The organism is Rathayibacter sp. AY1F4, from assembly GCF_002931775.1.
Lineage (GTDB): Bacteria > Actinomycetota > Actinomycetes > Actinomycetales > Microbacteriaceae > Rathayibacter.
In genome coordinates this window covers 18,640-39,657 of sequence record NZ_PSVE01000024.1, presented here as the reverse complement: position 1 = coordinate 39,657, position 21,018 = coordinate 18,640, and the positions used below count along the sequence as shown (strand labels likewise).

Sequence of the window (21,018 nt, the reverse complement as noted above, 5' to 3'; positions counted from 1 at the left end):
TCAGACCGATCCGGCGAGGGTCGTCCACAGTTCCGGGAACTGCGGGAGGGTCTTCGCTGTCGTCGCGACGTCCTCGATCACCACGCCGGGGACCACGAGGCCGATCAGAGCGCCGGCGTGGGCCATGCGGTGGTCGGAGTAGGTGCGCCAGCGGCCGCCGTGGAGCTCGGCGGGCTCGATGCGCAGACCGTCCTCGAGCTCCGTGACCCGGCCGCCGAGGCCGGTGATCTCGGCGGCGAGGGCGGCGAGGCGGTCCGTCTCGTGGTGGCGGATGTGGCCGATCCCGGTCAGGGTGCTGGGAGTGGAGGCCAGCGCGGCGAGGGCGGCGAGGGCGGGGGCGAGCTCGCCTCCCTCCGACAGGTCGAGGTCCACGCCCAGGATCTCGTCGCCGCCGGTGACCACGAGGTCCTCGCCGTCGCGCTCGACGCGGGCGCCGAACAGCGGCAGGATCCGCTCGAGGTGCGCCCCGACCTGCGTGGTGACGGCCGGCCAGTGGCGCAGCCGGACGCGGCCGCCCGTGACGAGGGCCGCAGCGAGGAACGGCGCGGCGTTCGAGAGGTCGGGCTCGATCAGCACGTCGGCGCCGGCAATGGGCTGCGGCGCGACGGTCCACTCGCCGTCGGCGGGCGTGCCGACCTCGACGCCCCGTGCCGCCAGCGCGGCGACGGTCATGTCGATGTGGGGCCGGGAGGGGACGGCGCTGCCCTCGTGGCGCAGGTGCAGTCCCTCCTCGAAGCGGGCGCCGGCCAGCAGGAGCGCCGAGACGAACTGGCTCGACCGCGAGGCGTCGACGACGACGTCGCCGCCCCGGACGGCCCCGGAGCCGTGGACGGTGAAGGGGAGCGCACCGCGGCCGTCATCGGCGACGTCGACGCCGAGCGCGCGGAGGGAGGCGATCGTCGCCCCCATCGGCCGCTTCGCCGCGTAAGCGTCGCCGTCGAAGGTGGTGGGGCCGAGCGCGAGGCCGGCCAGCGGCGGGACGAAGCGCATCACGGTGCCCGCGAGCCCGCAGTCGATCGTCGTCGAGCCGAGCAGCTCCTCCGCAGGCTCCACGACCAGGTCGGCGCCGAAGCCGCCGGTCGAGCCGGACTCCCGGATCGTGGTGCCGAGCGAGCGCAGCGCCTCGATCATCAGGGCGCTGTCGCGGGAGTGCAGCGGCGCCCGCAGCGTGGAGGGCCCGTCGGCCAGAGCCGCGAGCACCAGCTGCCGGTTGGTCAGCGACTTGGAGCCGGGCAGGCCGACCTCGGCGTCGAGAGCGCCGGCCGCGAGGGGTGCGGGCCAGGCGTCGTCGCCGGGGAGCGCACGGGCGTCGCCGTACGGATCGAACTCGGGAGCGGAATAACGCGAGAAGACCATCGGTTGTCAGGATAGTCGGCGCGCAGGGCGTCGTCAGGAGCGTGACGGAGGCGGAGCATGACGGCAGCACCCCCGGTCCTCCGGAGCAGCAGGCCCGTCGCCCGGAGGCGCCCTCGCGCCGCAACCCCGGTCGTCCGCCGCGCCGCCGCTCTAGAATCGCTCGTGATGACTCGCGACGACGAACCCCGCACCACCCCCGCCGACGAGGCTCCCGAGCCCGCCGACGCGGAGCAGACGATCGTGGAGACCGTCGAGGAGTCGCTGGACGACGCCCCGGTCGAGGATCCCGTCGATCTCCGCTCCCTCTTCGAGCAGCAGGCGCTGCCCTTCATCGACCAGCTCTACGCGGCCGGTCTGCGGATGACGAAGAACCCCTCCGACGCGCAGGACCTCGTGCAGGAGACGTTCGCGAAGGCCTTCGGCGCGTTCCGCCAGTTCGAGCAGGGCACCAACCTGAAGGCCTGGCTCTACCGCATCCTCACGAACACGTTCATCAACTCGTACCGCAAGAAGCAGCGCGAGCCCTACCAGAGCGCGATCGACGAGCTCGAGGACTGGCAGCTGGGCGGCGCCGAGTCGACCACGGCCACCTCCAGCCGCTCGGCCGAGGCGGAGGCGATCGACCACCTCCCCGACACCGCGGTGAAGGAGGCGCTCCAGGCGATCCCGGAGGACTTCCGGCTCGCCGTCTACTTCGCCGATGTCGAAGGCTTCTCCTACCAGGAGATCGCGGACATCATGAAGACCCCCGTCGGGACCGTCATGAGCCGGCTGCACCGCGGCCGGCGCATGCTGCGCGAACGACTCACCGACTACGCACGCGAGCGCGGATTCCGCGCCGCATTCACTTCCGGGAGCACGAAATGACCGACAGCGGCTGCACGAAGGCGAAGGCCGAGCTCGAGGAGTACCTCCACAACGAGCTGTGCAAGGAGGACGCCGCCGACATCCGCGAGCACATGGCGGGATGCGTCGACTGTGCCGACGAGGCGAAGGTCGGCGTGGTTCTGACGGTCGCCGTGCAGCGGGCGTGCAAGGAGACGGCGCCGGAGGACCTCCGCGCCCAGGTGCTCGGCATGCTCCGCGACGAGCACGCCGCGCACTCCCAGGCGCCCGCCCGCCTCTAGGCGCAGCACGACCCGGGGAGCCCCGGCCGTTCGAGACCTCCCGCGCACCGCGGGCCCTCGAGGGGCCGGGGCTCCGTCGTGTCCGGCGGCCTCCGGTCGCCGCGGCACCCGCACGTCGCGAGCGCTTCTGCCGGTCTCTGTGGGCCTGCGGTCAGGCACGGTCCGCCCGCAACGCGACGGGCCCGCCGGAACACGAGGTTCCGACGGGCCCGACCGCGTCGTGCGGACCGCGGATCAGCGGGTGAGCGCCCGCGACAGCAGGTCGGCCTGCTCGGAGGCGTGCCGCTTGGCCGAGCCGGCCGCGGGGGAGGCCGCGGACGGCCGCGAGACCACGCGCATGGACCGGCCCAGCTTCGGAGCGACCTCGAGGGCCATGAACGGCCAGGCGCCCTGGTTCTCGGGCTCGTCCTGCACCCAGACGAGCTCCGCGTCCGGGTACCGCTCGGCGATGCCGCGCAGCTCCTCGATCGGCGCCGGGTAGTACTGCTCGACCCGCACCAGCGCGATGCCGTCGTCGGGCTTCTTCTCGAGCTCCGCCTTGAGGTCGTAGTGGACCTTGCCGGCGTGGAGCAGGACGCGCTTCACGGCGGAGGCGTCCTGGATCCGCGCGTCGTCGATCACCGGCTGGAAACGGCCCGAGGTGAAGTCCTCGACCGGGCTCGAGGCTCCGCGCAGGCGCAGCATCGCCTTCGGGGTGAAGACGATCAGCGGTCGGCGGGGCCGGGAGTAGGCCTGGCGGCGCAGCAGGTGGAAGTAGGACGCCGGCGTCGACGGTCGCGCGACGGTCATGTTCCGCTCCGCGCACATCTGCAGGTAGCGCTCGATCCGCGCCGACGAGTGGTCGGGGCCCTGGCCCTCGTAGCCGTGCGGGAGCAGGAGCACGAGCGACGAGCGCTGCCCCCACTTCTGCTCGGCGGAGGAGATGAACTCGTCGATCACGATCTGGGCGCCGTTCGCGAAGTCGCCGAACTGCGCCTCCCACAGCACGAGCGAGTCGGGCCGCTCCACCGAGTAGCCGTACTCGAACGCCATCGCCGCGTACTCCGAGAGCAGCGAGTCGTAGATCCAGAGCCGGGCCTGCTGCTCGGACAGGTTCATCAGCGGCAGCCACTCCTGGCCGTTCTCGCGGTCGTGGAGGACAGCGTGGCGCTGGACGAAGGTCCCGCGGCGCGTGTCCTGGCCGACGAGGCGCACCGGGGTGTCCTCGAGCAGCAGCGAGCCGAGCGCGAGCAGCTCGCCGAAGGCCCAGTCGATGGAGCCGGAGCGGCTCATCTCCTGGCGCTTCGCCAGCAGCTGCTGGAGCTTGGGGTGCACGGTGAAGCCCTCGGGCGGCGTCGTGAACGCGTCGCCGATGCGGGTGACGACCTCGGTCTTCACGCCGGTCACCTCGGGCTCGCCCGGGTAGTCCTCGCCCTGCTGCGCGTCGGGCAGCTCGAGGTCGGCCACGGAGTCGCCGTCGGCGGTGATCACGGGGATCGCGCCGGTCTGCGCGGCGTGGGTCTCGGCGAACGCGCGCTCCAGGCGGTCCTGGAAGTCCTGGTGGGCGCGGTCGTACTCCTCCTCGGTGATGTCGCCGCGGCCGACGAGCGCCTCGGTGTACAGCTTGCGGACCGAGCGCTTGGCCTCGATCAGGCTGTACATCAGCGGCTGGGTCATCGAGGGGTCGTCGCCCTCGTTGTGCCCGCGCCGGCGGTAGCAGATCAGGTCGATGACCACGTCGCGGTGGAACCGCTGGCGGTACTCGAACGCGAGCTGCCCGACATGGACGACCGCCTCGGGGTCGTCGCCGTTCACGTGGAAGATCGGCGCCTGGATCGTCTTCGCGCCGTCGGTCGAGTAGATCGAGGTGCGGGCCTCGTGAGGGGGAGTCGTGAACCCGACCTGGTTGTTGATGTTGATGTGGATCGTGCCGCCGGTGCGGTACGCGCGCAGCTGCGACATCTGCAGGGTCTCGACCACCACGCCCTGGCCCGCCATCGCGGCGTCGCCGTGGACGAGGATCGGCAGCGTGGTGAAGGTGCCGATGGGCTTGCGGTCCTGCTTGGCGCGGACGATGCCCTCGAGCACGCCGTTCACGGCCTCGAGGTGCGAGGGGTTCGCCGCCAGGTAGACCGGGATCTCCTCGCCCGCCGCGCCACGGAAGGTGCCCTCGGTGCCGAGGTGGTACTTCACGTCTCCGGAGCCCTGGACCGTGCGCGGGTCCTGGGTGCCCTCGAACTCGCGGAAGATCTGGCCGTAGGTCTTGCCGGCGATGTTGGTCAGCACGTTCAGGCGGCCGCGGTGGGCCATGCCGATCGCGACCTCGTCGAGGTGCTCGTCGGCCGCGCCCTGCAGGACGGCGTCGAGCAGCGCGATGAGCGACTCCCCGCCCTCGAGCGAGAAGCGCTTCTGGCCCACGTACTTGGTCTGCAGGAAGGTCTCGAAGGCCTCGGCCTCGTTGAGCTTGCCCAGGATGCGCAGCTGCTCGTCGTGGCCCGGCTTCTCGTAGCCGCGCTCGAGCTTCTGCTGCATCCAGGCGCGCTGCTCCGGGTCCTGGATGTGCATGTACTCGACGCCGACGGTGCGGCAGTACGAGTCGCGGAGGATCCCGAGGATGTCGCGCAGCTTGAGCTGGCGCTTGCCGCCGAAGCCGTCCGTGACGAACTCGCGGTCGAGGTCCCAGAAGGTGAGGCCGTGGCTCTCGATGGCGAGATCGGGGTGCGAGCGCTGCACGTACTCCAGCGGGTCGACGTCGGCCATCAGATGCCCGCGGACGCGGAACGAGTTGATGAGCTCCTGCACGCGGGCGGTCTTGGAGACGCGCTCGGCGAGGTCGACGGCGATGTCCGTGGACCAGTGGATCGGGTCGTAGGGGATGCGCAGCGCGGCGAAGATGTCCTCGTAGAAGCCGCGGCCACCGAGCAGGAGCTCGTGCACGATCTTGAGGAACTCGCCCGAGCCGGCGCCCTGGATGACGCGGTGGTCGTAGGTCGAGGTCAGGGTGATGGTCTTGCCGATGCCCAGCTCGACCAGCGTCTTCTCGGACGCGCCCTGGAACTCCGCCGGGTACTCGAGGGCGCCGGCTCCGATGATGCAGCCCTGGCCCTTCATCAGGCGGGGGACGGAGTGGACCGTGCCGATGCCGCCGGGGTTCGTCAGCGAGAGCGTGGTGCCCGCGAAGTCGCCGGCGACGAGCTTGTTGCCGCGCGCGCGCTTGACCAGGTCCTCGTAGGCCGAGAGGTAGGCGGTGAAGCTCAGCGTGTCGGCGCGCTTGATGCTCGGCACGAGCAGGGCGCGGGTGCCGTCGGGCTTCGGCATGTCGATCGCGATGCCGAGGTTGACGTGCGCCGGGGCGACGACGGCGGGCTTGCCGTCGACCTCGTCGTAGAACACGTTCTGGCTCGGGAAGTCCTTGAGCGCGCGGATGAGCGCCCAGCCGATCAGGTGAGTGAAGGAGACCTTGCCGCCGCGGGTGCGGCGCAGGTGGTTGTTGATGACGATGCGGTTGTCGATCATCAGCTTCGCCGGGATCGTGCGGACGCTCGTCGCAGTGGGGATGCTGAGGCTGGCGTCCATGTTGGTCGCGAGGCTCTTCGCCATGCCGCGGAGCGGGGTGACGACGTCCTCGTCCGGCGTCGAGTCCTCGGCGGAGGGCTTGGTCACCGGAGCGTCGGCCGGGATCGGCTGCGCCTTCGGCTGCTTCGACGTGGTGCGGGAGGCGGGGGTCGACTCGGTGGAGGAGGCCGCGGCGGGATGCGTCACGGCGCCTCCGCCGCTCGACGAGACGCGCTCGGCGGCAGCGGCGGGCTTCGAGGCGGCGGGCGCGGGGGCCGCGGCGGGAGCCGGAGCGTCCTTGCCGGAGTTCGCGAGCTGGGCGCCGTAGCGCTCCAGGATGGGCCACCAGGACTCGTCCACCGAGGCGCGGTCGGCGCTGTACTGCTCGTACAGCTCCTCCACGAGCCACTCGTTGGCTCCGAAGTCCTCCGCGCCCTGCTCTGTTCCTGCTCCGGTCAACTGGCTCGACACAGCCGATCGCCCACTCTCTCCGTTGATTCGTCCTCGATCATCCGGACGGGCCCGTCGCATCCCTCGGCGCCTGCCACCGCGGCGGAGGAGGTCGTCCTCGCACCAGCGGGAACCGGTGCCGTCGCCTGGTCCCGTCCCGGTCGTCAAGCCTAGCCCCGTTCCCTGCACGGCCGACCCGGGGCCGCGCCGGAGTAGCGTTTCCCCCATGCGTTTCTCCGGCGGAACACCCTCAGGCGACCTCACCTACTCGGACGTCTTCCTCGTCCCCGGCCGCTCGTCGGTGACGAGCCGCCTCGACGTCTCGCTCGCCCCGGGCGACGGCACCGGGGCGACGATCCCCGTCGTCTCCTCCAACATGAACTCGGTCACCGGTCAGCGCCTCGCAGCGACGCTCGCGCGCCGGGGCGGGCTCGGCGTCCTCCCGCAGGACATGCCCCTGCAGGCGCTGGACGCCGCGATCCGCTGGGTGAAGCGCCAGCCGGTCGCCTTCTCCGGCGCCCTCACCGCTTCGCCGGCGACGACCGTGGAGGAGGCGCTGCGCATCCTGCCGGCCGTCGCCGGCCACGGCTTCGTGGTGCAGGAGGAGGGCGGCGCGATCCTCGGCTGCGTCCCGGCCTCGCGTCTGGCGACCGCGCTGCCGGACGCGCGTCTGGGCGACCTGGTGCACTCCGCCACGCCCTCGATCGACGCCGACGACGTGCCCACCGCGCGGGCCGCCTTCGACCTCATGGTGGCCGCCGACCTCGACTTCGCCCCGGTGCTGCACCACGGCGCCCTGGTCGGCACGCTGTCGCGCACCGGCGCCCTCCGCTCCACCGTCTACGACCCGGCGCTCGACGCGGACGGGCGTCTGCGCGTCGCGGCGGCGATCGGCATCAACGGCGACGTCGAGGCGAAGGCGCGCGCGCTCGTCTCCGCGGGCGTCGACGTCCTCGTCCTCGACACCGCGCACGGCCACCAGGAGGGGATGCTCCGGGCGCTCCGGACGGTCTCCGCGCTCGATCTCGGAGTGCCGATCGCGGCGGGCAACGTCGTCACGGCCGACGCGGTGCACGACCTCGTCGACGCGGGAGCGGACATCCTCAAGGTCGGCGTCGGCCCCGGCGCGATGTGCACCACCCGGATGATGACCGCGGTCGGCCGCCCGCAGTTCTCGGCCGTCCTCGAGACGGCCGAGCGCGCGCACGAGCTGGGCGCCCACGTCTGGGCGGACGGCGGGGTGCGCTACCCGCGCGACGTCGCCCTCGCGCTGGCCGCGGGCGCCGCCTCCGTGATGATCGGCTCCTGGTTCGCCGGCACGATCGAGGCGCCGGGGGAGCTGCGCAGCGACGCGGCCGGCCGGGTCTACAAGGAGAGCTGGGGCATGGCCTCGGCCAAGGCGGTGCAGGAGCGCTTCGACCGCCTCGACGCCTACGAGCTCGCCCGCAAGCGCCTCTTCGCCGAGGGCATCTCCTCCTCCACCATCTACCTCGACCCGTTGCGGCCCTCGGTCGAGGACCTGCTCGACATGATCACCTCGGGGGTCCGCTCGTCCTTCACCTACGCCGGCGCCCGGAGCGTGGCCGACTTCCACGAGCGGGCGCACGTGGGCCTGCAGTCGGCCGCGGGCTACGAGGAGGGCAAGGCGCTGCCGGTCAGCTGGTGAGCGGGCGCCGCGTGCTAGAACCGAGCCCATGACCATCGTCGACAACGCCGTGTACGTCGACGGCCGCCGCATCCGGAACCCCGACTCGCTCGAGGACACCTTCGAGCTGATGCGCGACGAGCACGGCATGGCCTGGATCGGCCTCTACCGCCCGACGCGCGAGGAGGTCGAGGCGGTCGCCGAGGAGTTCGGGCTGCACCCGCTCGCCGTCGAGGACGCGCTGAGCGGGCACCAGCGGGCCAAGCTCGAGCGCTACGACGACGGGCTCTTCGTCGTGCTGCGGCCGGCGCGCTACGCGGACGCCGCCGAGACGGTCGTCTTCGGCGAGCTGCACGTCTTCGTCGGCCCCGACTTCGTGGTAACCATCCGGCACGCCGACTCCCCGGACCTCGCCCGCGTGCGCCGCCGCCTGGAGGAGGATCCCGCCCTCCTCGCCCGCGGGCCCGAAGCGGTGCTCTACGCGATCCTCGACCAGGTCGTCGACGAGTACGCGCCGGTGGTGTTCGGCGTCCAGGGCGACGTGGACGAGATCGAGGACCAGCTCTTCGGCGACGACTCGGACGACGGGCTCTCCGAGCGCATCTACCGGCTCTCGCGCGAGGTCATCCACTTCCAGCGCTCGGTGCAGCCGCTGACCGCCCTGCTGCACGAGCTGCTGCAGGAGTCGACGCCCGTGGAGGGGGAGCCCTCGCCCTCGCCGGAGCGGATCGAGCTGCGCCGGTCACTCCGCGACGTGCTCGACCACACCATCCGCGTGACGGAGGCGGTCGACTCCCTGCGCGCGATCCTCGACAAGGCGCTCACGGTGCACTCGACGCTCGTCTCGCGCCGGCAGACCGAGACCGGGCTCGCCCAGAACGACGTGGTCCGCAAGATCTCCTCGTGGGCGGCGATCCTCTTCGCCCCGACGCTCGTGGCCGGCATCTACGGGATGAACTTCGACGACATGCCGGAGCTGCACTGGCGGCTCGGCTACCCCTGGGCGCTGGGCCTGATGGTGCTGTTCGGCTTCGCGCTCTACGCGGTGTTCAAGCGGAAGAAGTGGCTCTGAGCCGCCGCGTCGGAGCACGCCCGGCGGCGCTCCGCGGCGGGTAGACTCGGCGCCACAATGGACGACCCTCCCTCTGCGCATCCGGCCTGTTCCGCTCACTGCCGTGCTCCTCGGACTCCCGCTCGACGCTCCGGTGCCGCCGCTCCGCCGGCCCGCACCGTCCGGCCCTCCTCGCACCTCCCTCTCGTGACCGGGGGCGACCACCGTGGGAACTGAGTGGCTCCTCCTCGGCGTCGGCCTGCTGCTGACCCTGGGCACCGGCGTCTTCGTCGCCAGCGAGTTCGCGCTGGTGAACCTCGACCGGGCCGACCTCGAGGCCCGTCGCGACCGCGGCGAGACGCGCCTGGGCATGACCATCGCGGCCCTGCGCGTCACCTCCACGCACCTCTCGAGCGCGCAGCTGGGCATCACCCTCACGACGCTGCTCACCGGCTACACGATGGAGCCCGCCCTCTCGACGCTGCTCCAGGAGCCGTTCAGCGGACTCGGCATCCCGGAGGAGGCGCTCGCGCCGGTCATGACGGTGGTCGCCATCGTCATCGCGACCCTGCTGTCGATGATCCTCGGCGAGCTGGTCCCCAAGAACTTCGCCCTCGCTCTGCCGCGGGCGACCGCGAAGCTCGTCGTGCCGCTGCAGACCGCGTTCACGACGGTGTTCCGCCCGGCCGTCGCCCTGCTGAACGGCAGCGCGAACGCCCTGCTGCGCCTGGTCGGCATCGAGCCGAAGGAGGAGCTCTCGGGCGCCCGCAGCGCCGAGGAGCTCTCGAGCCTCGTGCGCCACTCCGCCAGCGCCGGACTGCTCGAGGAGGACACGGCCGACCTGCTCGGGCGCACCCTCCGCTTCTCCGCCCTCACCGCGGGCGACGTGATGACGCCGCGCCTGCGCCTGTCGACGGTCGAGCGCGCGAGCACCGCGCAGGACGTGCTCGACCTCGCCCGCACCACCGGGTTCTCGCGCTTCCCGATCACGGACGACGACATCGACGACATCGTCGGAGTCGTGCACGTCAAGCAGGCCGTCGCCGTGCCCCGCGGCAAGAGGTCCGACGTGCCGGTCACGGCGCTGCGCTCCGAGCCGCTCCGCGTCCCCGAGACCATGAAGCTCGACGTGCTGCTCACGGAGCTGCGCGGACGCGGCTTCCAGCTCGCGGTCGTCGTCGACGAGTACGGCGGCACGGCGGGCGTCGCCACGCTCGAGGACCTGGTCGAGGAGCTGGTCGGCGAGGTCGCCGACGAGCACGACCGCTCCCGGGCAGACGTCGTGAAGCTTCCCGGCTCCACCACCTTCCCCGGCATGCTCCGCCCCGACGAGGTCCTCGACCGCGCCGGCGTGCACATCCCCGAGGAGGGCCCCTACGAGACGGTCGCCGGTTTCGTGATGAGCGAGCTCGGCCGCCTCCCCGCCGTCGGCGACCGGGTCGACGTCGAGGGCGGCTCGCTGCGCGTCGAGCGCCTGGACGGCCGCCGCATCGACCGCCTCCGCTTCACGCCCGACCCCGACGCGGACCCGGACGGGATCCCCGACCCGCTCGCCGACGTCGCCCGCGGACACCGCGGACGGAAGGAGTCCGACGATGAGTGACTGGGCCGGAATCGCCTGGCTCGTGGTGCTCCTCGCCGCGAACGCCTTCTTCGTCGGAGCGGAGTTCGCGGTCATCTCCGCGCGCCGCTCCCAGATCGAGCCCCTCGCGGAGAGCGGACGCCGCAGCGCGATCACCGCGCTCGCCGCGATGGAGCACGCCACACTGATGCTCGCGACCACGCAGCTGGGCATCACCGTCTGCTCGCTGCTGATCCTCAACGTGAGTGAGCCGGCGATCCACCACCTGCTCGAGGTGCCGCTGCACGCCGTCGGCATCCCGGACGAGCTCTCCGGCACCGTCGCCTTCGTCATCACGCTGCTGATCGTGTCGTTCCTGCACGTGGTGCTCGGCGAGATGGTCCCCAAGAACATCTCGTTCTCGATGCCCGACCGCGCCGTGCTCCTCCTGGCGCCGCCGCTCGTCGCCATCGCCCGGGTCCTCCGCCCGATCATCGTCGCCCTCAACGCGGTCTCCAACGGAGTGCTCCGCCTCTTCAAGGTGGAGCCCAAGGACGAGGCGAACAGCACCTTCACGCTCGAGGAGGTGCAGACGATCGTCGACCAGTCCACCCGCGAGGGCACGCTCCGCGACTCGACCGGGACCCTCCTCGCCGCGTTCGAGTTCACCGAGAAGAAGGTCCACGACGTCGCCCTGCCCCTCGACGGGATCGTCAGCCTCCCCAGCGGAGCGACCCCCGCCGACGTCGAGCGCGCCGTCGCCAAGCACGGCTTCTCGCGCTACGTGATCCTCGGCGAGGACGGCACCCCCGAGGGCTACATCCACCTCAAGGACGTCCTCGACCTCGACGGCGACACGGAGGGCGCCAAGTTCCGCCTCCCCGTCCCCGCCAAGCGCATCCGCCAGCTCGCCTCGATCTTCGAGGCCACCGACCTCGAGGACGCCCTCGCGATCATGCGGCGCACCGGCGCCCACCTCGCCCGGGCGTTCGACGAGCAGGGCCGCGCCACCGGAGTGCTGTTCCTCGAGGACATCATCGAGGAGCTCGTCGGCGAAGTCGACGACGCCACCCGCCGTTAGGCGCGGGCCGCGGAGGGGCCGTCTGCGGCGTTGTCGTCGGGCGCGATACCGCCGGTATCGCTTCCTCCTCCGCCTTGCATCCGACCCCTCCGCGGCCCGCGCCCGCGGGTGCTGGTGGGGGCGTTGTCGTCGGGCGCGATGCCGCCGGTATCGCTTCCTCCTCCGCCTTGCATCCGACCCCTCCGCGGCCCGCGCCCGCGGGTGCTGGAGGGGGCGTCGTCGTCGGGCGCGATGCCGCCGGTATCGCTTCCTCGTCCGGCTTGCATCCGACCCCTCCAGCACCCGCGCCCCTCTGGAGCAAGGGGAGAGGGGTGCGGCTGCGCCGGCACGGTCTGTCGGGACGCGCGGCTGCGCCGGCACGGTGCGGGGAGGGGTGCGGCTGCGCCGGCACCGGGCGGGAACCGGGCGGCTCCGTCGCAGGGCGACGTAGGGTGGCGGGATGGGTGAGCGGGTCGGGACGGCGGAGGCGGCGCGGAGCATCAGGGTGCCGCGGGAGGACGACGACAAGTACACGCGCGGGGTGCTGGGGATCGCGACCGGGTCGGAGCGGTACCCGGGAGCGGCGGTGCTCGGCGTCGAGGCGGCGGTGCGGACGGGAGTCGGCATGGTCCGCTACCTCGGACCGGAGCGGCCCGGGGGCCTGGTGCTCGCCCGGCGGCCGGAGGTCGTGACCGCGGTGGGGCGCGTGCAGGCCTGGCTCGTCGGCTCCGGCACCAGCGCCGAGGACCGCAGCGACGAGGAGCGGCGCACCCTGATCGAGCAGCTGCACTCGGGAGTCCCGGTGGTGCTCGACGCGGGCGCGCTCGACCTGATCGACGAGGCCGCAGGCCCGGTCGTCATCACGCCGCACTACCGCGAGCTCGCCGGAGTGCTCGGCCGAGCGGGTCTGGACGCGGACGCCGCGACGATCGCCGAGGCCCCGGGGGAGTGGGCGCGCCGGGCGGCGGACCGCCTCGGAGTCTGCGTGCTCCTCAAGGGCGGCACCACCCACGTCGTCGCGGGCGGCGTCGAGCTCGAGGTCTCCGGATCCACGCCCTGGCTGGCGACCGCGGGCAGCGGCGACGTCCTCGGCGGCGTGCTCGGCGCACTCCTCGCCGGTCGGGCCGCGGACGCCGAGGCGGCCGGGGCGACTCTGACCGCGGAGGACCTCGCCCCCGTGGCCGCCGCGGCCGCCGTCCTGCACGCGGAGGCCGGACGGAGCGCCTCCGCCGGCGGCCCGATCGCCGCGCTCGACATCGCGGAGCACCTGCCCGGAGTGGTCGCCGCACTCCTGCGCTGACACGCCCGTCGGACGAGCGCTGAACCGAACCGGGACCGCCGCCGTTGTCCTGGAGGAAGCGACGCCCGCGGCCCGGCTCACCGGCTCCGCACCGCCGCCTCATCGGGTGCTCGAAGCGAGCACCTCTACCGTCGGATCCGCCGCGTCCGCCTCGACCAGGAGAACAGACATGACCGCGAAGACCACGACTCCCGCCCGCTACGCCCTGACCCTCCTCGCCGGCGCCGGCACCCTCGCCGCGCTCGCCGCCTGCTCCAGCACCACCACGACCGGGAGCGACGCCGCCGACGCGGCGACCACCACCGCTCCGAGCACCGCCACCAGCTCCGCCCCCGAGGCCACCGGCGCCGCGTCCTCCGCCGCGAGCGGCAGCAGCTACGCCGACGGCACCTACGAGGCCGAGGGCGCCTACACCTCGCCCGGAGGGAACGAGAAGGTGGGCGTCTCGCTGACCCTCGCCGACGGCGTCGTCACCGACGTGACCGTGACCCCGGAGTCGGAGAACCCCACCGGCCAGCAGTACCAGTCGCGCTTCGCGGGCGGCATCGCGGGCGAGGTCGTCGGCAAGCAGCTCGACGAGCTGAAGGTCTCCAAGGTGTCGGGGTCCTCCCTCACCTCCGGCGGCTTCAACGACGCCGTCGAGACCATCAAGGCCGATGCCACGGCCTGACGCCCCGACGGTCCTCGGCCACGCGTGGCGGTTCGACGCGATCGGCACCGGCTGGCAGATCGACACCGCCGAGCCGCTCGGGCCCTCCCACCGCTCGCGGGTCGAGGCGCGCATCGCGGAGTACGACCGCACCTGGTCGCGGTTCCGTGACGACTCCGCCGTCTCGCAGCTGCGGGTCGGAGGCGAGCACGTCTTCCCCGACGAGGCGGCCGACCTCTTCGCACTGTACGACGTGCTCGACGAGCTGACCGGCGGGGCGGTCACCCCCTTCGTCGGCGGCTCTCTCGAGCAGCTCGGCTACGACTCCGCGTACACCCTCGTCCCGCGAGGACCCGCCGTCCCCGCTCCCTCCTGGGCCGCCGCCCGACGCGGGGCGGCGGGACTGCGGGTCGAGCCCGGGACCGTCGTCGACGTCGGCGCCGCGGGCAAGGGCCAGCTCGTCGACCTCGTCCTCGGGGAGCTCGACGGAGCCGGGCCCGCCGTCGTCGACGCGAGCGGCGACCTCCGGGGCATCGGAGCCGGACCCGTCCGGGTCGGCCTCGAGCACCCGTGGGACCCGAGCAGCGCACTGGGAGTGGCGGTGCCCGGCGACCGCGCGCTCTGCGGCTCGGCGAGCAACCGCCGCGCCTGGGGCAGCGGCCTCCACCACGTCCTCGACGGGCGGACCGGAGCTCCGGTCGAGACCGTCGTCGCCACCTGGGCGGTGGCCGACACGGCCCTCGTCGCCGACGGGCTCGCGACCGCGCTGTTCGTCTGCCCGCCCGAGACCCTCGCCGAGCGCTTCGACTTCGAGTTCGTCCGCGTCCGCAGCGACGGCACCCTCCACTACTCGCCTTCCTTCCCCGGAGAGGTCTTCCGATGATCGGCACCTTCGACCGCGCCCTCGGCCGTGTCACCACCTACCGGCTGGTCTGGATGACGCTCGCCGCGCTCCTGCTCGTCGCCGTCGGCTACGCCGCAGCCGGCCTGATCTTCTCGACGCCGCTCGAGATCCTCGGCACGACGCTGGTCGCCGTCGCCTCGACGGCCCTGGTCAGCGCGGTCCTCGCGAGGCTGTTCCGGAGCCGTGCGCACCTGGAGTCCTCGCTCGTCACCGGTCTGCTGATCGCCTGCCTCCTCTTCCCGACGGCCGATCCCCGCGGGCTCGCCGTGATCGCGCTCGTCGGCGCGATCGCCGCCGCGTCCAAGTACGTCCTCGCCTGGCGGGGCCGCCACCTCTTCAATCCGGCCGCGGTCGCCGTGCTGATCATCGGCTTCACCGGGCTCAACGCCGGAGCCTGGTGGATCGCCAGTGGCGCGATCTGGCCGTTCGTCGTCGTGGGCTCCCTCCTGATCGTCGCGCGGGTCCGCCGCTGGGCCGTCTTCGCCGTCTTCGTCGTCGTCGCCGGCGGGGTGTCCGTGCAGCAGGCGGTGCAGAACGGCCAGGACCTCGGCGCCGCGGCGGCCCTGGTCCTCACGGCCTACCCCTTCGTCTTCGCCGGCGCCTTCATGCTGACGGAGCCGCTCACGCTCGCGCCGCGCCGCTCGCAGCAGCTGATCATCGCGGTCGTCGCAGCGCTCGTGGCGAGCGTCCCCTTCCACATCGGCGTCGTCTCCGCCACTCCGGAGCTGGGCCTCGTGGTCGGCAACGCCCTCGCGTTCGCCTTCGCGTTCCGCCAGCGTCGGCGGCACACGCTCGAGCTCTCCTCGACTCGCGTGCTGGCGCCGGGCATCGCGGAGTACCGCTTCCGCTCCCGCTCGCCGCTGACCTTCGAGCCGGGCCAGTGGCTCGAGCTCGACCTGCCGCACCGCGCCGACAGCCGGGGCAGCCGGCGCACCTTCTCGGTCTCCTCCGCTCCGTCCGACGGCGAGATCGCGATCGCCCTGCGGATGCCGGAGAAGGCGAGCAGCTTCAAGCGCGCACTCGCCGCGCTGGAGCCCGGCGACTCGCTCCGGGCGACCAGCGTCGGCGGTGACTTCGTCCTGCCTGCCGATCCCGCCGTGCCGCTGCTGCTGGTGGCGGGCGGTATCGGGATCACCCCGTTCTCCAGTCAGCTCCGCTCGCTCGCGGACGGTCCGCGGCGCGACGTCGTCGTCGTGGTCGCCGCGCCGAGCCTCGCCGAGGTCGCCTACCGCGACCTGCTGCAGGAGTCGGGGGCCCGGGTCGTGCTCTGCTCGAAGGAGGCGCCGACCGACCTGCCCGCACGGTGGTCGCACGTCACAGGCCGACTGACCGCCGAGCTGCTCGCGGACGCGGTGCCGGATGCCGGCCGCCGCGTGGGCTACGTCTCCGGGTCGCCGTCGTTCGTCGACTCGGTCCGCGGCGCCCTGCGCGGTGCCGGGGCGAAGCGGATCCGCACCGACGCGTTCGCCGGCTACTGAGTTCATCGGGTCGTGACGCCCGCGGGCTGCTGACGCCTGCGGGCTGCTGACGCCTGCGGGCTGCTGACACCCGCGGGCTGCTGACGCCCGCTGGCCGCTGACGCCCGGCGGCGACCGACGCCGCCGGGGGACCGATGCCCGGCGGAAGCGGCGCTCTCAGGCGGGCTCAGGTGCTGCCAGGGTCCCGTTCAGCGGCCCCTCTACAATGACGCGGTGCCGTCCTCCCCTCCTCGAGCGTCCTCCCGCCCCCTCGCCCGGCTGCGCGAGAACCGCGACTCCGTCGCCGTGCTCTGGGGCGCCTTCGCGCTGGTGCACGTGGTGCTCTCCCTCCTGGCGCTGTTCGCTCCGGGTCTGCCGATGGGCGACGTCAGCATCGTCTACAAGGAGTGGATGAGGACCGCCGTCGAGGGCGGCGGCATCGCCGGGATCGACACGGGCTGGGTCTACCCGATCGTCGCCTGGGGCCCGATCGCGGCCTCCTGGCTCTTCGGCTCGGCGGGCTACGACCTGATGTGGCTCGTCCTCGTCGCGCTCGCCGATGCCGCCGCCTTCGCCCTGCTGCTGCGCGGTCGGTCGGCACCGCGCCTCGCCGCGGCGCGCTGGTGGCTGCTGTTCCTCGTCCTCCTCGGGCCGATCGCGATCGGCCGCATCGACGCCTTCACTGCGCCGCCGGCCATCGCCGGGATGCTCTGGGCGGCGACCCGTCCGGGCGTCGCGGCGCTGCTGCTGACCGTGGCCACCTGGATCAAGGTGTGGCCGGCCGCGATCCTCGCCGCTGCCGTGCTGGTCCTGCGCGGACGGCTGCGGATGATCCTCGTCCCCGCGGTCGCCTCCGTGATCATCGTGCTCGCGGTCGTCCTCGTCGGCGGCGGGGACCAGGTCTTCAGCTTCGTCACCGATCAGACCGATCGGGGCCTCCAGATCGAGGCCGTCGTGAGCACTCCCTGGATGTGGCTGTCGGTCCTCCCAGGATCGGGGAGCTACGTCTACTACGCCGCCGACATCAACACCTTCGAGATGCACGGGCCCGGCACCGAGTTCGCGGCGAGCCTGATGACCCCGCTGCTCGCTCTGGCCATGCTCGGCGTGGCCCTGCTGGGTGCCCGTGCTCTCGCCCGCCGGGCGGACCCCGCCAGGCTGTTCCCGCTGCTCGCGCTGACCTTCGTGGTCGTGTTCATCGACACCAACAAGGTGCTCTCGCCGCAGTACATCGTCTGGCTCGCGCCGCCGGTGATCGCCGGGCTGATCGCGTGCCGCGACGGCGCGTTCGACCGGCCCGCGAAGCTGACCCTCGTCACTGCGGCTCTGACCCAGGTGGTCTACCCGTACCTCTACCTCTTCCTCCTCTGGTCGCACTGGTGGATGGTGCTCGTGCTGACCGTGCGGAACATCCTCCTCGTGGTGCTGCTCGGCTGGCTGCTGCGCGAGCTGTGGAGGACGGGGACGGCGCGGGTCATCGCACCCGGCGCCACGACTTCCGCATCGTCGCTGACCGGCGAGACCCGCCTGGCGCCCCAGGGCTCGTAGGCTCGGAGGGCGCGGGCCGGCACGCGGTGCGCGCAGTCAAGGAGGCTCCCATGCTCGTCGCATTCTCGGTCGCACCGTCCGGGGGCGAGGCGCCCGACGCGTCCGTCCACGACGCCGTCGCCGCCGCCGTCCGCATCGTCCGCGAGAGCGGCCTGCCGTCGCGGACGACCTCGATGTTCACCGAGATGGAGGGGGAGTGGGACGAGGTCTTCGACGTCGTCAAGCGCGCGACGGAGGCCGTCGGAGCGTTCGGGACGCGCGTGTCGCTCGTCCTGAAGGCGGACATCCGCCCCGGCTACTCGGGCGAGATCGACGGCAAGATCGCCCGGCTGAACGACGCGCTGGGGGAGTAGCGGGTCCGCGCCGAGACCTCTCGTGTCCGGGCTTTCTCGAATCGATTCGACATCCGCCCGATCCTGAGTAGCCTTGACCGGTGACGCTCTCGCCCGCTCGGACCCGCCTCGCCCTGCTCGCCCTCGCGATGGGGGGCTTCGGCATCGGCTCGACCGAGTTCGTCGCGATGGGGCTCCTCCCGCAGCTCGCCGCCGACCTCCTCCCCGGGGTCTGGGCCGCGAGCCAGGAGCAGGCCGTCTCGCAGGCGGGGATGCTGATCTCGGCCTACGCGCTCGGTGTCGTGGTCGGCGCCCCCACCATCGCCGCCGCAGCGGCGCGCTGGCCGCGCAAGAGGCTCCTCCTGACCCTCCTCGTCGCCTTCACCGTCGGGACGATCGGCTCGGCGCTGCTCCCGAGCTTCCCGCTCGTCCTCGCCGCGCGCTTCGTCGCCGCGCTCCCGCACGGCGCCTACTTCGGCATCGCCTCCCTGGTCGCCGCCGACCTGATGGGTCCCGGCAAGCGCGGCAAGGGAGTCGCGTTCGTCCTCTCCGGGCTCACGATCGCGAACGTCGTCGGTGTGCCCTCGATCACCTGGGTCGGGCAGGTGGCCGGCTGGCGCAGCGCCTACCTCGTGGTCGCGGTGCTCTTCGCGCTGACCGTCGTGGCCGTCCAGCTTCTGGTGCCCGCGCAGCCCGGGAATCCGGCGGCGACCGTCCGCAACGAGCTGCGGGCGTTCGGGCGCCTGCAGGTCTGGATGACCCTCCTCGTCGGCGCCATCGGCTTCGGCGGACTCTTCGCGATGTACAGCTACATCTCGCCGCTCGCGACCGAGGTGACGGGCCTGCCGCTCGGCGCGGTCCCGTGGATCCTGGTCGTCATCGGCCTCGGGATGACCGTCGGCAACCTCGTCGGCGGCTGGGCCGCCGACCGCGACGTGCGGCGGGCGCTGGTGGTGTTCTTCGCCGGCGTCGGCGTCTCGCTGATCGGGCTCGCGCTGTCGGCCTCGTCGGTCGTCGGGCTGGTGGTGTTCGCGTTCCTCTCGGCGGGCTTCTCGGCCGCCGCGTCGCCCGCGATCCAGACCCGGCTGATGGACGTGGCGCGCGACAGCCAGACGATCGCGGCCGCGCTCAACCACTCCGCGCTCAACATCGGCAACTCGGTGGGTGCCGCGCTCGGCGGCCTGACGATCGCCGCCGGACTGGGCTATCTGTCGCCCATCTGGGTCGGCGTGGGCCTGACCGCGGCAGGAATCGTGCTCGCCCTCGGCAGCATCGCGATCGACCGCGCCCGGGGCACGGTCTACCCGGTCCACCGCGAGCCCGCCCAGCCGGGCACCGGCGGCATCCCGGTCGACGCGCTGTAAGCAGAGCGCGGCCCGGGCCTCTGGGAGACTCTCGGCATGCGCGCCGTGAGCTACTCGTCCTTCTCCGCCCTCCCCGCGATCATCGAGGTCCCGGAGCCCGTCTGCCCCGTCGACGGCGTCGTCGTCCGCGTCGCGGCGACCGGGGTGTGCCGAAGCGACTGGCACGCGTGGAAGGGGCACGACGACTCGGTCGTCCTTCCGCAGATCCCCGGGCACGAGTTCGCCGGGACGGTGATCGCGACGGGAGCCCAGGTGTCGCTCTTCGCGGTCGGTGACCGGGTCACAGCGCCGTTCGTGTTCGCCTGCGGCGACTGCGAGCAGTGCCGGGAGGGGGCGACGCAGGTGTGCCTCCGGCAGCAGCAGCCGGGATTCACCCTCGACGGGTCGTTCGCCGAGGCGGTGGCCGTGCCGGGTGCGGACCTGAACCTGGTGCGCCTGCCCGACTCCGTCGGCTTCGTCGAGGCGGCCGGTCTCGGCTGCCGCTTCGGGACCGCGTACCACGCCCTGCACGAGCGCGGCCGGGTCGCCCCGGGGGAGTGGGTCGCGGTGCTGGGCTGCGGCGGAGTCGGCCTCTCCGCGGTGATCGTCGCGCTCGCGGCCGGGGCCCGTGTGGTGGCGTCGGACGTCTCCGCCCCGGCGCGGGAGGCCGCAGCCGCGCTCGGGGCGGTGACCGTCCCCGGAGGCGAGGGTGCCGCCGAGGCGATCCGGGCGGCGACCGGAGGAGGTGCGCATCTGGCGATCGACGCCGTCGGAAGCAGCGTCACGGCGGAGGCGTCGATCGCCGCCCTGCGTCCGCGCGGCCGGCACGTGCAGGTGGGTCTGCTCCTCGGGCCCGACGCCGCACCGGCGATCCCGCTCGGCCGGGTCATCGCCCAGGAGCTGGAGCTGCTGGGCAGCCACGGCATCGCCCGGAGCGGCTACACGGCCCTCCTCGACGACATCGTCGCCGGCCGTCTGCGCCCCGCCGACTCCGTCGGCCGCACCATCGCCTTCGAGGACCTGCCCGACGCCCTCGCCGCGATGGACGCCCCCGCCGCGATGCCCGGCATGACGGTCGCCGTCCTGGCCCCCTGACGCGGGCCTGCAGCAGCACGGGCAGTCCCGGTCCGGTGGGTCTCGATGCCCCGCGTCCCGCGGCCTCTCGACCAGCAGCGACCCGTTCTCCGTGCCTGGCGGTTCTCGATAGGCCGCGTCCCGCGGCTACTCGACCGGCACGACTCAGGCACGCCCGCCCGGCTCGACCGCAGGAGCAGGTGGCCGCCGCTCGACGAGGTGGAGCCCGTCGACAGTGATCAGCGTGTCAGCGGATCGATGCCGGGCGACGCACCTCGCTCTGCGGAACGCGCCACGTCGTGAAGCCGACTGCGCCGTGGCGGGCGGGGACCGCCGCGCCTTTCGTGGAGCCCGCCGACAGCGATCCGCGTGTCAGCGGATCGATGCCGGGCGACGCACCTCGCTCTGCGGAACGCGCCACGTCGTGAAGCCGACCGCGCCGCGGCGGGCGGGGACCGCCGCGCCTTTCGTGGAGCCCGTCGACAGTGATCCGCGTGTCAGCGGATCGATGCCGGGCGACGCACCCCGCTCTGCGGAACGCGCCACGTCGTGAAGCCGACCGCGCCGCGGCGGGCGGGGACCGCCGCGCCTTTCGTGGAGCCCGTCGACAGTGATCCGCGTGTCAGC

16 protein-coding genes are annotated in these 21,018 nt (G+C 72.9%); 14 read left to right on the top strand and 2 right to left on the bottom strand.

Translation table 11 applies throughout. The annotated features are described in order from the left end of the window. Positions 1-1,356 carry a 3-phosphoshikimate 1-carboxyvinyltransferase gene (gene aroA, locus C5C59_RS13995; protein WP_104237857.1) on the bottom strand — a complete coding sequence of 452 codons (1,356 nt, stop codon included), beginning with the start codon at positions 1,354-1,356 and terminating at the stop codon, positions 1-3. A gap of 165 nt (positions 1,357-1,521) precedes the next feature. On the opposite strand from aroA, the gene C5C59_RS13990 reads away from it, so the two are divergent. Both C5C59_RS13990 and C5C59_RS13985 read left to right on the top strand, forming a co-directional pair. Beyond that, complete coding sequence (locus tag C5C59_RS13990) at positions 1,522-2,223, top strand: sigma-70 family RNA polymerase sigma factor (RefSeq protein WP_104237851.1); 702 nt, start codon at positions 1,522-1,524, stop codon at positions 2,221-2,223. Beyond that, positions 2,220-2,483, top strand: coding sequence for a zf-HC2 domain-containing protein (locus C5C59_RS13985; RefSeq protein WP_104224116.1), 264 nt, complete (start codon positions 2,220-2,222; stop codon positions 2,481-2,483). Before C5C59_RS13990 ends, C5C59_RS13985 begins: the two co-directional genes overlap by 4 nt. A 234-nt stretch (positions 2,484-2,717) precedes the next feature. Here the strand turns inward: C5C59_RS13985 and C5C59_RS13980 are convergent, their stop codons facing one another. Then, complete coding sequence (locus C5C59_RS13980; protein ID WP_181134910.1) at positions 2,718-6,488, bottom strand: multifunctional oxoglutarate decarboxylase/oxoglutarate dehydrogenase thiamine pyrophosphate-binding subunit/dihydrolipoyllysine-residue succinyltransferase subunit; 3,771 nt, start codon at positions 6,486-6,488, stop codon at positions 2,718-2,720. A 205-nt stretch (positions 6,489-6,693) separates the two neighbouring features. Here C5C59_RS13980 and C5C59_RS13975 point away from each other — a divergent pair, with 205 nt between their 5' ends. The 12 genes from C5C59_RS13975 to C5C59_RS13920 all read left to right on the top strand — a co-directional run bounded on the left by C5C59_RS13975 (position 6,694) and on the right by C5C59_RS13920 (position 20,412). Beyond that, positions 6,694-8,133 carry a GuaB1 family IMP dehydrogenase-related protein gene (locus tag C5C59_RS13975; protein ID WP_104232785.1) on the top strand — a complete coding sequence of 480 codons (1,440 nt, stop codon included), beginning with the start codon at positions 6,694-6,696 and terminating at the stop codon, positions 8,131-8,133. Between the two features lie 28 nt (positions 8,134-8,161). After that, complete coding sequence (gene corA / locus C5C59_RS13970) at positions 8,162-9,184, top strand: magnesium/cobalt transporter CorA (RefSeq protein ID WP_104224113.1); 1,023 nt, start codon at positions 8,162-8,164, stop codon at positions 9,182-9,184. Positions 9,185-9,389: 205 nt separating this feature from the next. Continuing rightward, the gene (locus C5C59_RS13965) at positions 9,390-10,766 is read left to right on the top strand and encodes a hemolysin family protein (RefSeq protein ID WP_104225499.1); all 1,377 of its coding nucleotides are present in this window, start codon (positions 9,390-9,392) and stop codon (positions 10,764-10,766) included. Further along, entirely contained in the window at positions 10,759-11,805 is a 1,047-nt protein-coding gene (locus tag C5C59_RS13960) for a hemolysin family protein (RefSeq protein WP_104224111.1), read from the top strand. The genes C5C59_RS13965 and C5C59_RS13960 overlap by 8 nt, the downstream gene beginning before the upstream one ends. 439 nt (positions 11,806-12,244) lie before the next feature. Next, on the top strand, positions 12,245-13,084 hold the full coding sequence (locus C5C59_RS13955) for an ADP/ATP-dependent (S)-NAD(P)H-hydrate dehydratase (RefSeq protein WP_104237848.1): 840 nt from the start codon (positions 12,245-12,247) through the stop codon (positions 13,082-13,084). A gap of 169 nt (positions 13,085-13,253) precedes the next feature. Then, entirely contained in the window at positions 13,254-13,754 is a 501-nt protein-coding gene (locus C5C59_RS13950) for an FMN-binding protein (protein ID WP_104224453.1), read from the top strand. Continuing rightward, the gene (locus C5C59_RS13945; protein WP_104237847.1) at positions 13,741-14,616 is read left to right on the top strand and encodes an FAD:protein FMN transferase; all 876 of its coding nucleotides are present in this window, start codon (positions 13,741-13,743) and stop codon (positions 14,614-14,616) included. Before C5C59_RS13950 ends, C5C59_RS13945 begins: the two co-directional genes overlap by 14 nt. After that, positions 14,613-16,115, top strand: a complete 1,503-nt coding sequence (locus C5C59_RS13940; protein ID WP_104237846.1) for an oxidoreductase — start codon at positions 14,613-14,615, stop codon at positions 16,113-16,115. The genes C5C59_RS13945 and C5C59_RS13940 overlap by 4 nt, the downstream gene beginning before the upstream one ends. A 213-nt stretch (positions 16,116-16,328) precedes the next feature. Continuing rightward, the gene (locus C5C59_RS13935; RefSeq protein WP_104237845.1) at positions 16,329-17,642 is read left to right on the top strand and encodes a glycosyltransferase 87 family protein; all 1,314 of its coding nucleotides are present in this window, start codon (positions 16,329-16,331) and stop codon (positions 17,640-17,642) included. Between the two features lie 50 nt (positions 17,643-17,692). Beyond that, positions 17,693-17,995 (top strand): thiamine-binding protein, encoded by a 303-nt coding sequence (locus C5C59_RS13930; protein ID WP_104237844.1) that lies wholly within the window; start codon positions 17,693-17,695, stop codon positions 17,993-17,995. Between the two features lie 128 nt (positions 17,996-18,123). Then, the gene (locus C5C59_RS13925; RefSeq protein WP_104237871.1) at positions 18,124-19,338 is read left to right on the top strand and encodes an MFS transporter; all 1,215 of its coding nucleotides are present in this window, start codon (positions 18,124-18,126) and stop codon (positions 19,336-19,338) included. Between the two features lie 36 nt (positions 19,339-19,374). Further along, positions 19,375-20,412 carry an alcohol dehydrogenase catalytic domain-containing protein gene (locus C5C59_RS13920; protein ID WP_104251295.1) on the top strand — a complete coding sequence of 346 codons (1,038 nt, stop codon included), beginning with the start codon at positions 19,375-19,377 and terminating at the stop codon, positions 20,410-20,412. The last annotated feature ends 606 nt before the right edge of the window (positions 20,413-21,018 follow it).

Excerpts from the sequence above, each read along its gene's own strand:
- aroA (WP_104237857.1), bottom strand. The coding sequence starts at position 1,356 with ATGGTCTTCTCGCGTTATTCCGCTCCCGAGTTCGATCCGTACGGCGAC.
- C5C59_RS13990 (WP_104237851.1), top strand. The coding sequence starts at position 1,522 with ATGACTCGCGACGACGAACCCCGCACCACCCCCGCCGACGAGGCTCCC.
- C5C59_RS13985 (WP_104224116.1), top strand. The coding sequence starts at position 2,220 with ATGACCGACAGCGGCTGCACGAAGGCGAAGGCCGAGCTCGAGGAGTAC.
- C5C59_RS13975 (WP_104232785.1), top strand. The coding sequence starts at position 6,694 with ATGCGTTTCTCCGGCGGAACACCCTCAGGCGACCTCACCTACTCGGAC.
- corA (WP_104224113.1), top strand. The coding sequence starts at position 8,162 with ATGACCATCGTCGACAACGCCGTGTACGTCGACGGCCGCCGCATCCGG.
- C5C59_RS13960 (WP_104224111.1), top strand. The coding sequence starts at position 10,759 with ATGAGTGACTGGGCCGGAATCGCCTGGCTCGTGGTGCTCCTCGCCGCG.
- C5C59_RS13955 (WP_104237848.1), top strand. The coding sequence starts at position 12,245 with ATGGGTGAGCGGGTCGGGACGGCGGAGGCGGCGCGGAGCATCAGGGTG.
- C5C59_RS13950 (WP_104224453.1), top strand. The coding sequence starts at position 13,254 with ATGACCGCGAAGACCACGACTCCCGCCCGCTACGCCCTGACCCTCCTC.
- C5C59_RS13945 (WP_104237847.1), top strand. The coding sequence starts at position 13,741 with ATGCCACGGCCTGACGCCCCGACGGTCCTCGGCCACGCGTGGCGGTTC.
- C5C59_RS13940 (WP_104237846.1), top strand. The coding sequence starts at position 14,613 with ATGATCGGCACCTTCGACCGCGCCCTCGGCCGTGTCACCACCTACCGG.
- C5C59_RS13930 (WP_104237844.1), top strand. The coding sequence starts at position 17,693 with ATGCTCGTCGCATTCTCGGTCGCACCGTCCGGGGGCGAGGCGCCCGAC.
- C5C59_RS13925 (WP_104237871.1), top strand. The coding sequence starts at position 18,124 with ATGGGGGGCTTCGGCATCGGCTCGACCGAGTTCGTCGCGATGGGGCTC.
- C5C59_RS13920 (WP_104251295.1), top strand. The coding sequence starts at position 19,375 with ATGCGCGCCGTGAGCTACTCGTCCTTCTCCGCCCTCCCCGCGATCATC.